The sequence below is a fragment of the Catenuloplanes sp. NPDC051500 genome (assembly GCF_044454585.1).
Classification (GTDB): domain Bacteria; phylum Actinomycetota; class Actinomycetes; order Mycobacteriales; family Micromonosporaceae; genus Catenuloplanes.
The window spans coordinates 509,922-522,172 of the sequence record NZ_JBITDX010000003.1 but is presented as its reverse complement, the minus strand read 5'-3'; the positions used below and the strand labels follow the sequence as shown (position 1 = coordinate 522,172).

The 12,251-nt window shown below is 69.7% G+C and carries 13 protein-coding genes and 3 tRNA genes; 5 read left to right on the top strand and 11 right to left on the bottom strand.

The genetic code is table 11. The features are described from left to right. Positions 1-47 precede the first annotated feature (47 nt). The 9 genes from secE to ACIA8K_RS08890 form a co-directional block, all read right to left on the bottom strand. Positions 48-428 carry a preprotein translocase subunit SecE gene (secE, locus tag ACIA8K_RS08930; RefSeq protein ID WP_396056736.1) on the bottom strand — a complete coding sequence of 127 codons (381 nt, stop codon included), beginning with the start codon at positions 426-428 and terminating at the stop codon, positions 48-50. A 208-nt stretch (positions 429-636) separates the two neighbouring features. Then, positions 637-709 (bottom strand) — tRNA-Trp (locus tag ACIA8K_RS08925). A gap of 125 nt (positions 710-834) precedes the next feature. Next, positions 835-1,224 (bottom strand): MaoC family dehydratase, encoded by a 390-nt coding sequence (locus ACIA8K_RS08920; protein WP_396056559.1) that lies wholly within the window; start codon positions 1,222-1,224, stop codon positions 835-837. A 5-nt stretch (positions 1,225-1,229) separates the two neighbouring features. Next, positions 1,230-1,679 carry a MaoC family dehydratase N-terminal domain-containing protein gene (locus tag ACIA8K_RS08915; protein ID WP_396056557.1) on the bottom strand — a complete coding sequence of 150 codons (450 nt, stop codon included), beginning with the start codon at positions 1,677-1,679 and terminating at the stop codon, positions 1,230-1,232. A 78-nt stretch (positions 1,680-1,757) separates the two neighbouring features. Beyond that, positions 1,758-1,925: a 50S ribosomal protein L33 gene (gene rpmG / locus ACIA8K_RS08910; RefSeq protein ID WP_033342879.1), complete on the bottom strand. Its 168-nt coding sequence runs from the start codon at positions 1,923-1,925 to the stop codon at positions 1,758-1,760. 147 nt (positions 1,926-2,072) lie between these two features. Next, positions 2,073-2,145: transfer RNA gene (locus ACIA8K_RS08905), tRNA-Met, on the bottom strand. 69 nt (positions 2,146-2,214) lie between these two features. After that, positions 2,215-2,287: transfer RNA gene (locus ACIA8K_RS08900), tRNA-Thr, on the bottom strand. A gap of 117 nt (positions 2,288-2,404) precedes the next feature. Then, positions 2,405-4,960: a putative bifunctional diguanylate cyclase/phosphodiesterase gene (locus tag ACIA8K_RS08895; RefSeq protein ID WP_396056555.1), complete on the bottom strand. Its 2,556-nt coding sequence runs from the start codon at positions 4,958-4,960 to the stop codon at positions 2,405-2,407. A gap of 76 nt (positions 4,961-5,036) precedes the next feature. After that, positions 5,037-5,222 (bottom strand): hypothetical protein, encoded by a 186-nt coding sequence (locus ACIA8K_RS08890; RefSeq protein ID WP_396056553.1) that lies wholly within the window; start codon positions 5,220-5,222, stop codon positions 5,037-5,039. Between the two features lie 306 nt (positions 5,223-5,528). On the opposite strand from ACIA8K_RS08890, the gene ACIA8K_RS08885 reads away from it, so the two are divergent. From ACIA8K_RS08885 to ACIA8K_RS08875, 3 genes are all read left to right on the top strand, one after another. After that, positions 5,529-5,738, top strand: coding sequence for a hypothetical protein (locus ACIA8K_RS08885; RefSeq protein ID WP_396056551.1), 210 nt, complete (start codon positions 5,529-5,531; stop codon positions 5,736-5,738). A 296-nt stretch (positions 5,739-6,034) separates the two neighbouring features. Then, on the top strand, positions 6,035-6,553 hold the full coding sequence (locus tag ACIA8K_RS08880) for a helix-turn-helix domain-containing protein (protein ID WP_396056549.1): 519 nt from the start codon (positions 6,035-6,037) through the stop codon (positions 6,551-6,553). Beyond that, positions 6,550-6,981, top strand: a complete 432-nt coding sequence (locus tag ACIA8K_RS08875) for a hypothetical protein (RefSeq protein WP_396056547.1) — start codon at positions 6,550-6,552, stop codon at positions 6,979-6,981. Before ACIA8K_RS08880 ends, ACIA8K_RS08875 begins: the two co-directional genes overlap by 4 nt. An 828-nt stretch (positions 6,982-7,809) precedes the next feature. On the opposite strand, the gene ACIA8K_RS08870 is transcribed toward ACIA8K_RS08875, so the two are convergent. Continuing rightward, positions 7,810-9,228, bottom strand: a complete 1,419-nt coding sequence (locus tag ACIA8K_RS08870) for a gamma-glutamyltransferase (protein WP_396056545.1) — start codon at positions 9,226-9,228, stop codon at positions 7,810-7,812. A gap of 84 nt (positions 9,229-9,312) precedes the next feature. On the opposite strand from ACIA8K_RS08870, the gene ACIA8K_RS08865 reads away from it, so the two are divergent. Continuing rightward, positions 9,313-10,659, top strand: a complete 1,347-nt coding sequence (locus ACIA8K_RS08865; RefSeq protein ID WP_396056543.1) for an MFS transporter — start codon at positions 9,313-9,315, stop codon at positions 10,657-10,659. On the opposite strand, the gene ACIA8K_RS08860 is transcribed toward ACIA8K_RS08865, so the two are convergent. Then, a complete protein-coding gene (locus tag ACIA8K_RS08860; RefSeq protein WP_396056541.1) occupies positions 10,607-10,915 on the bottom strand; it encodes an MGMT family protein in 309 nt (102 codons plus the stop codon). The two genes, ACIA8K_RS08865 and ACIA8K_RS08860, sit on opposite strands and share 53 nt — an antisense overlap. 13 nt (positions 10,916-10,928) lie before the next feature. Here ACIA8K_RS08860 and proB point away from each other — a divergent pair, with 13 nt between their 5' ends. Next, entirely contained in the window at positions 10,929-12,077 is a 1,149-nt protein-coding gene (gene proB / locus ACIA8K_RS08855) for a glutamate 5-kinase (RefSeq protein ID WP_396056539.1), read from the top strand. The last annotated feature ends 174 nt before the right edge of the window (positions 12,078-12,251 follow it).

Sequence of the window (12,251 nt, the reverse complement as noted above, 5' to 3'; positions counted from 1 at the left end):
TAAACAATCGAACTGGCTCCGGCATCCCAACCGGCGCTGGGCCAGGATCAGCCGAAGATGGCCAGGACGCCCTTGGCGAAGCCGAAGTCCAGCAGGGCCACGACCGTCATCATGACCGCGACGAACACGATCACGACGGCGGTGTAGGTCAGCAGCTCGTTCCGCGTCGGCCAGATGACCTTACGAAGCTCGGCCACCACCTCGCGGAAGAAACGGCCGATGCGCGCGAACGGGCCGCGGCCGGGCTTCTTCTCCTTGGAGGGGCTGTCAGCCGCCTCGGTCTTCGCCTTGGACAGCGTGGCGGTGCCGCCACGTGAGACCGGCTCGTCCGCGACGTCATCGTCCTCAGCGTCGACGGCGTCCTCGAACGTCTCGTCGTTCAGGTTGTCGTCAGCGGGGTCCTCGCCGCGTCGCTTGCGCTCGGCCACTTCGCCCTCTTCCATCGCGGGGTCGTTGGTCAGACGTGAACGTGTGAACGTCGACGCCCTTTCACGCCCGCCGCCCGACGGTCCGGGTTGCTGGCGGCCTCACGACTGACACCGCCCGGCTGTCCCTCGGCGAATCTGCCGCAAAAACCACCAGCGGGGCTGACGCCGTCGAACGGCTCAGCCCCCCGGGCCGGTTAGGCCTTAGGCGCAGGGGTGACAGGACTTGAACCTGCAGCCTGCGGTTTTGGAGACCGCTGCTCTGCCAATTGAGCTACACCCCTCGGAGGGAGTCGTTTCCTGTGTGCGAACAGCCTGCACAGGGCGTCACTACCCCACGGCGCACCAGTGTACGGGTAGCCGGCGGACTTTCCCAACCGGCCACCCCCATTACCGGCCGCGCACCCCGTCAAGGGCGCTTGATCACTGCTTTCGCCTGCGCCAACACCTTCACACCCTGACAGGTCGCGGTCAGATCGAGCCGCACCAGGCTCGGGTCGTCCGTGTCCTTGGCCACCGCGGAGACCTCGATCTCGGTCCCCTCGCCGGTGTCCGGCACCTCGACCGGGCGGGTGAAGCGAACGCCGTACTCGACGACCGCGTCCGGACGGCCGGCCCACGTGGTCACCGCGCGGCCGACAAGCGCCATCGTGAGCATGCCGTGCGCGATCACGCCCGGCAGGCCGACCTTGGCAGCGGTGCTCTCACTCCAGTGGATCGGGTTGAAGTCGCCGGAGGCGCCCGCGTACCGGATCAGGTCCGCCCGGGTCACCCGGTAGCGCTGAACGGGAAGCTCCATGGCGCTCATCCCTCCTCGCCGCGGACCACGTACATCGTCCAGACCTTGACGACCGCCTCGCCCGCGCTGGTGCCGATCTCGCTGCGGATGGTCAGGAAGTCGTGCCCACCCCGCGCGTTGATGCTCTCGATCGTGCTCACGCACACCAGCTCGTCGCCGGCGACCACGGGCCGGGCGTAGGCGAACTTCTGATCGCCGTGCACCACCCGGCTGTAGTCGACGCCGAGCGCCGGGTCCCCGACGATCTGGGCGCTGTCCGCCATGCTCAACACCATCGGGAAGGTCGGCGGCGCGATCACGTCCGGGTGGCCGAGCGCACGGGCGGCCTCCGGGTCGTGGCAGGCCGCGTCCTCGGCGCCGATCGCCGTCGCGAACTCACGAATCTTCTCGCGCCCCACCTGGTACGGCGCGCTGGGCGGGTAACTGCGCCCCGCAAACGACTGGTCCAACCCCATGGGGCCACACCCTACAGACACACAGAAGGCGCCTCCGGTGGTCCGGAGGCGCCTTCGAAGCTGTGAACCGCGACCAGGTCAGCGGGTCTCGCGGTGGAGCGTGTGCTTGCCGTCCCGGGGGCAGAACTTCTTGAACTCGATGCGGTCCGGGTCGTTACGGCGGTTCTTACGCGTGATGTAGTTGCGCTCCTTGCACTCCACACACGCCAAGGTGATCTTGGGACGGACGTCGGTCGCCTTAGCCACGGCGGGGTGCCTTCCTCGAAACGCGGGGTGAAATCCCTACGACCTGAATACTACGACGTACCAGCGTAGGAGATAGACCACGCGGTACGCAAAGTGGGGGCCGAACGAGATACCCCCGGTGCCGGGGATCAGGACCCCGGACGAAAGTAGCGGTGGCCGGACTTGAACCGGCGACACAGCGATTATGAGCCGCTTGCTCTGCCATCTGAGCTACACCGCCGCGATCCAGGCCGCACGCTCTGCACAAGGCAGGGCGATGCCTGAGGGTCGGTTGTCACTCCGACCGAAGAGCCCCCTTACGGAATCGAACCGTAGACCTTCTCCTTACCATGGAGACGCTCTGCCGACTGAGCTAAGGGGGCCTCACCCGTTTTGCTTGAGATCCTGTCCTGCGATCTCTCGCTCGACGTGCAGGCATAAGCGTACACGGCCCCTATCCCCAGGCGAAATCGGATACCCCTGGCGAGTCGTGGGCCGGATCAGGGCACGGCCCGGAGCCTTCTGAACTCGCCCGAGGCGGTCGCCTCCACCTCGGTCTGTGCCCAGTACCAGGCCTCCAGCCGCTCGTACGGCAACGGCCTGCTGAACAGGAATCCCTGCCCGATCTCGCATCCCATGTCGGTGAGCAGATCAAGCGCGAGCTCGCTTTCCACGCCCTCCGCCACCGCGGTCAGGCCGAACTGCCGGGCCAGCATCACCGCGGACCGCACCACCGCCAGGTCGCCCGGGTCCGTCGCCATCCCCTGCACGAACCGTCTGTCCACCTTCAACTCGACGATCGGCAGCCGCTGCAGGTAGGCGAACGAGGACGCGCCCACGCCGAAGTCGTCCATGGAGATCCGCACGCCGAGGTCGCGCAGCCGGCGCAGCACCGGCAGCGGCCGCTCGTTCTCCGTCACCAGCGCGGGCTGTGCGATCTCCAGCGTGAGCCGGTCCGCCGCCACGCCGTAGTGCTCAAGCAGCGCCTTCACCTGGATCGGAAAGTCCGTCTCGTCGAGCAGGCGGGCGGAGACGTTCACCGCGATGGAGAGCGGGTCACCCCGGTCCGGCCAGTCCCGGCAGCGCTGCAGCCCGGCCCGGAGCACCGCCTCGGTGAGCGCGCCGATCTGCCCGGTGTTCTCCGCCACCGCCACGAAGTCCTCGGGAGAGACGGAACCGAGCACCGGGTGGTCCCAGCGGGCCAGACACTCCACACCGATCAGACGCCGGTTCGCGAGCGTCACCTTGGGCTGGAAGTAGACCTCGATCTCGCCCCGCTCAAGCGCCTGCCGGAGGTCGTCGGCGAGCCCCAGGCGCCTGGTCACCCGTGACTCCAGGCCCTGGTGGAACAGCTGCACGCCGGACGGGGAGACCCGGTCCGCGGCCGCGGCGGCGAGCCGGGCCCGGCGCAACAGCCGGTCCGCCTTCTCCTCGTGGCTGAAGACGCCCCGGCTGTCCTCGGGGTGCACCGCGATGCCGACGGCCACGTCCAGCACCGGGGTCAGATTGTCCAGGACTATCGGGCCGCGGATGGCGTCCCGCATCGAGGTGGCGAGCCGGACCGCTTCCTCCGCGGTCGGCAGCCGCAGCGTGACCACGAACTCGTCGCCACCGGCCCGGCCGACCAGCGCGGCGGGCGGCGCGGCCGCGCGCAACCGGTCGGCGACCTCGACCAGCAGCCTGTCCCCCGCGCTGTGGCCGAGCGACTCGTTCACCTCGTGCAGGTGGTCGACGTCGAAGAGCAGGACCGCGACGACCTCGTCCGGCGGGTTGACAGTGACCGACTCCGCGATCGCCTCGGAGAGCCGACGCCGGTTCGGCAGCTTGGTCATGCCGTCGTGGTACGCGTCGTGACGCAGCCGGTCGACAAGCCGCGAGTTCTCCACAGCGACCGCGGCGTGCGCGGCCACCGCCTCCAGCAGCGCGACCGCGGCGGCGTCGAAGTGGACGTGGCGGTTCCGCTCGCCGGCCACCTCAAGCGTGCCGATCGGCACCGAGCCGGAGAAGAGCGGCACCACCATCACCTCGCGCGGACCCTGCGCCGGAAGCAGCTCGCGCAGCTCCGGGTCGCTGCCGGACCGGTTGGTGATCACCACGCTCTGGCCGGTCTCCAGCGCGCGACGACGCAGCGCCTCCGGCGTGATGACCATGTCGATCAGGCCGCGCTCGCCGTGCCGCGCGCTCAGCAGCACCTCCAGGTGCCGGGACGTGGCCGGCAGCCAGAGCGTGGCCCACTGCGCGTGGCTCAGCGCCAGCACCCGCTGAAGCAGCACGTCCGGCAGGGCGCGGTCCTGGACCGTGCCCTTCAGGTCGCGGACCAGGTCGTACAGCTCCGCGAGCTTGCGATGCTGCTCGGTGAACTGCGAATAGGACCGGTACGCAAGCGTGAGGCAGAGCACCAGCGCGCCGATGATCGTCAGGCCCCAGGGCGTCTGCTCGACGATAAGCAGGATCGCCAGGCCGAGCATGACGTTGACGATCGCCAGGAAGAAGCCGGGCACCGCGGTCTGCACCAGGATGCGGGTGGAGAGGTTCCCCTCGACCAGGATCAGCACGGTGACGACCGCGATCAGGCTGACCACCACCGCGCCCATCACGGCGACGATAAGCACCAGCCAGGCACGCGGCCCCACGTCGTGATGATGGCCGCCGAGTGCGCGCACGACCGCATAGCCGAACGCGGCCTGCGAGACAGCGACCGTGACGTTGAACCAGAGGCGGGCCGGCATCTCCCGCCGGTAGAGGCCCACCACGATGCGCTCGGCCGCGCGCAGCGTGACCAGGATCAGTGGCGAGATGTAGAAGAGCGCGAGCAGCAGGACGACGTCGGTGAGCGTGACGTTGAAGCCCTGGCGGCGCGAGGTGAACCACAGCGTGGTCGAGTCGGCGCCGAAGTAGAGCGCCAGGAAGACGGGGGCCAGGTAGAGGCTGCTCGCCGGAATCTCTTGATCGATCTGTGCGACGATCGTGAGGATCACGGCGAGCGCCGCTAGGGGGCCCGTGACGTACCAGGCTCGCTGCGGAGAGGGCTTTCCAGCGGTCGCGGACCGCAGCACGGCGCCCTCCCTTGCGGGCTGGTTACATCACAGAGCTAGGGGTTGGACTACCTGCCGCCGGCCGGACGCCGGCGACTCACCACTCGTAGCTGCCGTCGGCGACAACGACATCGCCGGAGGTGCTCTCGCTGCTCGCCGAAGCGCCAGGGGTGGTGCCCTGCATTCCGGCTGCGAGGAACAGACCCACGGCGATCGCCGCGACAATCAGGGCGATAGTGGCAAAACGCTGCTGAAGCGTGCCACCAACAAAACCTGCTGGCATCGAGGGACTCCATTCACGCCAATTGAGCACCCCATCGCGGTTGGGGCGAACAGATCGTCCCACACGGGATGGGGGCGTCAAAACCCGCAACCATTGGTCGTACGCAAGTACCACCGAAGTCTGTCCGTAAGTACGAGTATCCGCAACCGAATGGCGCTATCACACCGCGACGTCGCCCAGCGCGTCCACCATGCGTGCGCTCTACCCACATTGTCCGTTGCCAAGTCGCGCTTCATGCCCATAATGCCTCCAAGTCGCATGGCATCGGGCCAAAGCGACAAAGGTTAGGACGAGGAGGAAAAGCGAATGAAGCTCACTTTCATCCGCAAAACGGTACTCTCGGGCAACACGAACTGCCCGTCGCTGTACCGCACCGACCGCGACACGTTCATCGTGCAGGGCTGGCGCGTGACCGACACCGAGGCACTCGCCCAGCTGGAGATCCCGCCACACGAGACGGTGGTCGAAGTTCCGGTGGACGTTCTCGCGGAGGTGCTGGCGGCCAGCGCCGCCTGACCCACACCTCCTCTCTCCCCTACGACCCGACCGCCAGCCGGTACGCTCTGCGGCCGCTAACCCAGCGAGCCGGGTCGTTCACGCCGAGGAACATCGGAAGAACACCTCGGCCCCTGACCGGTACATTTCGGTCAGGGGCCGGCGAGCTTTCCGGCATCGTACTCGTACCGCCGGGTGTGCATTTGCACGTGCATTTTAATTTGCTGACTTTCCGATCAGCCGAGAACTGAAGAATTCCCGCGTGAAAGCGGCCCGCATAAGGTGAACGGGCACCCCCGCCCTCACTGGAGCCCGCGTTGACCGACAAGCCGCTGCGCGCCGACGCCGCCCGCAACCGCGCCCGCATCCTCGCGACCGCCGCCGAGGTCTTCGCCGCCAAGGGCCCGGCCGCCAGCACCGAGGAGATCGCCGCCCGCGCCGGCGTCGCCATCGGCACCATCTTCCGCCACTTCCCCACGAAGGAGGCGCTGCTCGCCGCGATCATGAAGGACGTCCACGCCCGCCTCGCCGCTCACGCCGCCACCGCCGGCACCCTTGAGGCGTTCTTCACCACTGTCGTCGCCGAGGCAGCCGCCGCCCACACCGTTGTCACGCTTCTCTCCGTCGACGTCACCCCCGCCCTCGCAACGCTTACAGACGCCATCGCCACGCTGCTGTCACAAGACCAAGAGCATCAGCGGGTACGCGAGGACGTGCGCATCGACGAGATCATGGCGCTGCTGACCGCCGCCAGCCAAGGCGCGCTCGCGGCCGCCTGGAGCGAGGATCTCCAGACGCGCACGCTCGCCGTCATCTTCGCCGGGCTCCGCCCGTGATCCACCGCCGGCTGCGTACCCTCGTCGCCCTGGAACTCGTCAACATCCCGCTCTTCGGCTGGGTGTTCCTCGTGCTGCCGGACAGGGCGGCGACCGTACCGGACCTCGTCGGTTTCGCGATGTTCGCGCTCCTGCTGGTCCAGGGCGCCGCCTACTGGACCGCGAAACTCCGGCAGACCGGCCGTACCCTCCCCGGTCGTGCGTTCTTCCGCGCCGCCCGCCTGATCAACCCGGCGCTGCTGGTCGTGGCGTTGGCGTTCACGGTGATCGCGGGCTCCTGGCTCGGGGCGGGATTCACCGTCTTCGCCATCCTCGAACACGTCAACTACTTCCACACCCAACTCATGCACGACACCCGAGCCGACCTCCGCCGGCTCCGCACCCGAGGCCTCCGCCGCTCCCACCTGGCTCGCGATCTCGCGCCGTAGCAGGTGCGTGGCGGTCCGATGTGGAGTCGGTGCCTGTGTAGGCGCCCTCGCTTGGACGCCCGAGCTGGTCGAGAGCACGTAACCGCACTCAGGTGTCTGAGTGCGGGTCATCGACGATCCGGCATGACGGCCGGGAGGAATGCCGGGCACGCTTGTGCCTGCCGTCGCACCACGGCGAGCGCAGTTATCCGGCCCCCAGTTGTCATGCGGCCCGCGCGTACCAACTTAATCGATTAAGACGGCCGGTGTCGCCCCACGTATCTCGATCGGTATATGCGGCACGCACGTCAGACGAGATCGAGCAAGCCGGACGGCGGTCATCGCGCGGCACAGGAGGTCGCCACCGGCAGCTGCCGACCAGCCCTCGCCTGGCGACGAGGGGCCAGGACAGAGCAGTCATGAACGATGAGCGACCGCGAGTAAGCCTCAGCGTCGCCAAGTGAGACGCATGGGGAGGGATCGGGACCGGGCGGTTCTCCTTACGCGCCCCGTTGCTTGAGCCCGCGCCGCTCGTGGACTTACCCTCGTCGGTCCAGCGGTTGCCGGCCCGCAACGTGCTCTCCGCCAGGACCAGGCGGCCCCACTGATATTCCATGTGCTCGCGAGAGCAGTTCGGTGACAGGACGACCGCGGAGCTATCCGGGGAGTCGGGCTCAGCCATAGACGCTCGTAGTCTGCAGTTCCTCCCGACCCACGCGGTTGGTGACCGCCCACGTGAGACGCGGGCGACCAGAGACGATGGGCGACCTTCAGACACGCTCTTCGTCTGAAGATCGCCCGTCGCCGCCGGGAGTGGCGGCGAGCCCGGAGGAGCGAAGCGACGACCAGCTAGCAGACTGCCGCGCCCCCGCGGCGGGGGTCGGCGGCGGCGCCGGGGCGGCCGACTGCGGAGACGCCGCCGAAGTAGTGGCTGGTGTGGTTCCAGCGGTTGACCGGGAAGCCGGCTGTTTCCAGGGCGGACAGTTCGTCGTCGGGGACGCCGGCCTCCGCGTGGACGTCCGTGCCGACCAGGTGGAAGCGGGGGCGGGCCACGGCGGCGGGCATGTCGAGGCCGTCGACGAGCGTGCCGATGAGTGTGTGGATGAGCGCGGTGCGGATGCGGGACGCCCCGGCCGAGCCGGCGGCCAGCACCAGGTCGCCGTCGGCGTCCAGGACGACGAGCGGGCACATCATCGAGGCGACCCGGCGGCCGGGTGCGAGGTCCGCGGTGATCAGTTCGGTCTCGCCGAGCATGGAGTTGAGGTTGACGCCGAGGCCGGGGAGCCAGACGCCGGCGCTGAGGCCGAGCGTGGTGGTGATGACGCAGGCGTTGCCGTGTACGTCGACGGCGGAGACGTTTGTGGTGTCGCCGAGCCGCTGCGGCTGTGGCTGCGGGTCGGCGAGCGTGCGGGCGACGGCCACGGTCCGGTCCGGGCGGGAGAGGGCGGGCAGTTCGGCGGGGAGCGCGCCGATCGTGGCGATCAGCGCGTTCAGGTCGTGGCGGGCGAGCACCCGGTTGCCGGCCAGCGGGGCCTCGCGCAGCGGGAGTTCCCGCACCCGGTACGCGGCCAGGTCGCCGGGGCCGAGCGCACCGCCTGTGGAGCGGACCGCCTCGACCATCATCTTGCCGAACCGGCCGGTGTAGAACACGGACGGCCCTTCCTCGGCGAGCCCGGCCATCGCATGCTCCAGGCCGGGGTGGAACAGTCGCTCGCCGCCGGTCACGTAGCGGCCCTCCCGCCGGTAGACCACGTCGCCGTCCCCGTAGGCGAGTGCCGGCCCGACGCCTTCGAGCGTGCGTGCGTGCTCCGCGGGCAGTAGCGCGCCGGTACGTGCGATCCGGGTCGCGGGCTCGACCACGCGGTCCCAGGGGAGCGTGCCCCAGCGCCTGTGTACCTCGCCGCAGCCGGCCGGCACGCCGGGGACGGCCACGCTTGCGCCGCCGATCGAGTAGATCAGCGGCACCTCGCCGAATGCGACCTCGATCGGCATCATCTCCCCGGCGGTGACGTCGCCGTCCAGGCCTGGCACGGCGCAGAAGAAGTCCAGGCAGGTCACTTCGCGGCTGGCGGCGTCGAAGTAGATCGCGAACCCGCCGCCGCCGAGCCCGGTGAAGATGCTCTCCGCGGCGGCGCTGGCCAGTACGGCGGCGACGGCGGCGTCCGCGGCGGTGCCTCCGGCGGCGAGCGCGTGGAGTCCGGCCTCGGCGGTTGCGGGGTGCCCGGCGGCGACTCCGGGCGCAATGGTGTCGGATCGCGTAGTTGTCACCGGCGGCAGCGTAAACCGCTCTATCCGAGATCGGGTGGTGATGGCTAACATCCGCCCTCATGAGCTGGCTGGGGGATCATCGGCATGAGTTCTGACGTCCTGCCCCGCCGGGTGCACGCCGGGTACGCGCTTGGTTCGCTGGCGACCGGCGCGTTCGGCACGGTGCCGGGTCTGCTGCTGTTGCCTTATCTGACCGACACGCTTGGCGTGGCCGCGGGCATGGCGGGTCTGTTGGTGCTGCTGCCCAAGGCCTGGGACGTGCTGATCAACCCGCTGGCCGGCCGGATCTCCGATCGCACCGTGTCGCGGTGGGGCGCGCGCCGCCCGTACCTCCTGGTCGCCGGTCTTGGGGTGGCTCTGCTCTTCGCTTCGATCTTCGCGGCGCCGTTCCGGCAGAACAGTGATCTCTACACCGCGGCGGCCTTCCTGGCGACAGCGACCGCCTACGCGTTCTTCCAGGTGCCCTACGTGGCGATGCCGGCCGAGTTGACCACCGATCACGCGGAGCGCACCCGGCTGATGACCTGGCGGATCGCGGTGCTGGCGCTGGCGATCCTGGTCTCCGGCGCGGTCGCACCGCTTGTGGTGTCCGCGACCGGCGGCGGCCTCTCCGGCCACCGCTGGATGGGCGTGTTCGTCGGCGCGCTGATCGCGGCCGGCGCGGTCGGCGCGTTCCTCGGCACCGCGGGTGCGCCCACCGGCCGGGTCGAGGAGAGCGAGCCGAGCCTCCGTGCCCAGCTGCGGGTGGCCACCGCGAACCGCCCGTTCCGCCTGCTGCTTGTCTGTTTCGTCATTCAGGCGGCCGGTATCGCCACCGTGCTGGCCGGCGTCAACTACTTCGCGGAGCAGGTGCTGGAGCGCCCGGACGACGGGCCCACGCTGCTGTTCGCCTGTTTCGTCGGCCCGGCTCTGCTGGTGATGCCGGTCTGGCGGCGGGTCGGTGCCCGGGTCGGCAAGCCGCGCGCGTTCGTGGTCGCATCGCTGCTGTTCGCGGGCGGTGCGCTGGCGCTGGTCGCGGCGCCGGTGCTGTCACCGGTCGCGGTCTACCTGCTGGTGGCCGTGATCGGTGTCGGGTACGCGGGCGAGCAGGTCTTCGCGATGGCGCTGCTGCCGGACTGCATCGCGGACGACGAGGCGCGCACCGGGCGGCGGCAGGCGGGCGTGTTCACCGGGCTGTGGACGGCAGGCGAGACGTTCGGCCTCGCGCTGGGCCCGGGCCTGTTCGCGCTGGTGTTGCAGCTGTTCGGATACGTCTCGTCGGACACCGGCGTCGCGGCCGCGCAGACGGGGGGTGCGAAGCTCGGGGTGCTGCTCGGCTTCACCGTGCTGCCCGCGGTGATCGTGGCGTTCCCGCTGCTGCTGATGCGCGGCTGGAGTCTCAGTCGTCCGGATTCCACCCGTAGCGTGCCAGTGGCACCCGCTCGCCCGTGAAGATCAGCCCTTCGGCCGCGAGCGACTCCCGGGCGCGCTGCTCGTGGCCGGGTGGGAGCCGCCCGGCGCTGTTCACCACGCGGTACCACGGGACGGCGCCGCCGTGCCGCGCCATGATCGTGCCGACCAGCCGGGCGGACGCGCGCCCGGACCTGTCGTAGAGCGCGTCCGCGATCGCGCCGTACGACATCACCCGGCCCGGCGGGATCCGCTCGACAAGTGTGAGCACGGCCTCGACGTACTCCTCCGGTGTCATGGCACGCCACCATATGGGATCTGGGCCCGGCCCGGCGAGCGAGGGCGCGCAGAATGGGCGGGTGCGTGAAGCGGTAACCGAAGCGAAGCGGATCGTGGTCAAGGTCGGCTCGTCGTCGCTGACCACCGCCGCCGGTGGGATCGACGGGGAGCGGGTGTCGGCGCTTGTCGACGCGCTGGCGAAGCTGATCGAGGACGGCCGGGAGGTGGTGCTGGTCTCGTCCGGTGCGATCGCGGCCGGGCTCGCGCCGCTCGGCCTGCCCCGGCGACCGCGTGACCTGGCCACCCAGCAGGCGGCCGCGAGCGTGGGTCAGGGGCTGCTGATCGGGCATTACGCGACGAGTTTCGCCAGGTTCGGCCGGACGGTCGGGCAGGTGCTGCTCACCGCGGACGACGTGACCCGCCGCGTGCACTACCGCAATGCGTACCGGACGCTCCGCAAGCTTCTTGATCTCCGGTCCGTGCCGATCGTGAACGAGAACGACACGGTCGCCACCGAGGAGATCCGCTTCGGCGACAACGACCGGCTGGCCGCGCTGGTCGCCGCGCTCGTCGAGGCGGACCTGCTGGTGCTGCTGTCGGACGTGGACGCCCTGTACACAGGCGACCCGGCCAAACCGGAGTCACGCCGGATCGAGGAGGTCCGCGGCGAGGCCGATCTGGCCGGCGTCACGATCGGAAAACCAGGCAAAGCCGGCGTGGGTACGGGTGGGATGGTCACCAAGGTGGAGGCCGCCCGGATCGCGACAGGCGCCGGCATCCCCGTGGTCCTGACCGCCGCGCCCCTCGCCTCGGCCGCGTTGGCGGGCGAGCCGGTCGGCACGTTCTTCCACCGTGACCTGCACAAACCGGCGGCCCGCCTGCACTGGCTGGCACACGCGACCGCCCCGCGCGGCAGGCTTCATCTGGACCCGGGCGCGGTCCAGGCGATCGTGGTGCGCCGCAAGTCGCTGCTCCCGGCCGGGATCACGGCGGTGGACGGCTCGTTCGCGGCAGGCGACCCGGTCGACCTGATCGACGCCGGCTCCGGTGTGTCGGTCGCCCGGGGGCTGGTCAACTACGACGCGGTGGAGCTGCCGGTGCTGCTCGGCCGCTCCACCTCCGATCTCGACCCCGAATTCCGACGCGAGGTCGTCCACCGCGACGACCTCGTGCTCCTCTAGCTGGTCGTCGCTCTGCTTATGGTCGTCGCTTCGCTCCTCCGGGCTCGACGCCACGGCCGAAGAAAGTCGGTCTCAGGCAGACGAAGAGCGTGTCTGACTGAGACCGACTTTCTTCGGTCGTCCGCGCCTCACGACGTGGTACAGATACGCGCGGGTCGGGGGGAACTTCCAAGA

Bases quoted from the DNA above. Each gene is read 5' to 3' on its own strand.
- ACIA8K_RS08920 (WP_396056559.1), bottom strand. From the start codon at position 1,224: ATGGAGCTTCCCGTTCAGCGCTACCGGGTGACCCGGGCGGACCTGATC.
- ACIA8K_RS08915 (WP_396056557.1), bottom strand. From the start codon at position 1,679: ATGGGGTTGGACCAGTCGTTTGCGGGGCGCAGTTACCCGCCCAGCGCG.
- ACIA8K_RS08890 (WP_396056553.1), bottom strand. From the start codon at position 5,222: ATGCCAGCAGGTTTTGTTGGTGGCACGCTTCAGCAGCGTTTTGCCACT.
- ACIA8K_RS08885 (WP_396056551.1), top strand. From the start codon at position 5,529: ATGAAGCTCACTTTCATCCGCAAAACGGTACTCTCGGGCAACACGAAC.
- ACIA8K_RS08865 (WP_396056543.1), top strand. From the start codon at position 9,313: ATGAGTTCTGACGTCCTGCCCCGCCGGGTGCACGCCGGGTACGCGCTT.
- ACIA8K_RS08860 (WP_396056541.1), bottom strand. From the start codon at position 10,915: ATGACACCGGAGGAGTACGTCGAGGCCGTGCTCACACTTGTCGAGCGG.
- proB (WP_396056539.1), top strand. From the start codon at position 10,929: ATGGGATCTGGGCCCGGCCCGGCGAGCGAGGGCGCGCAGAATGGGCGG.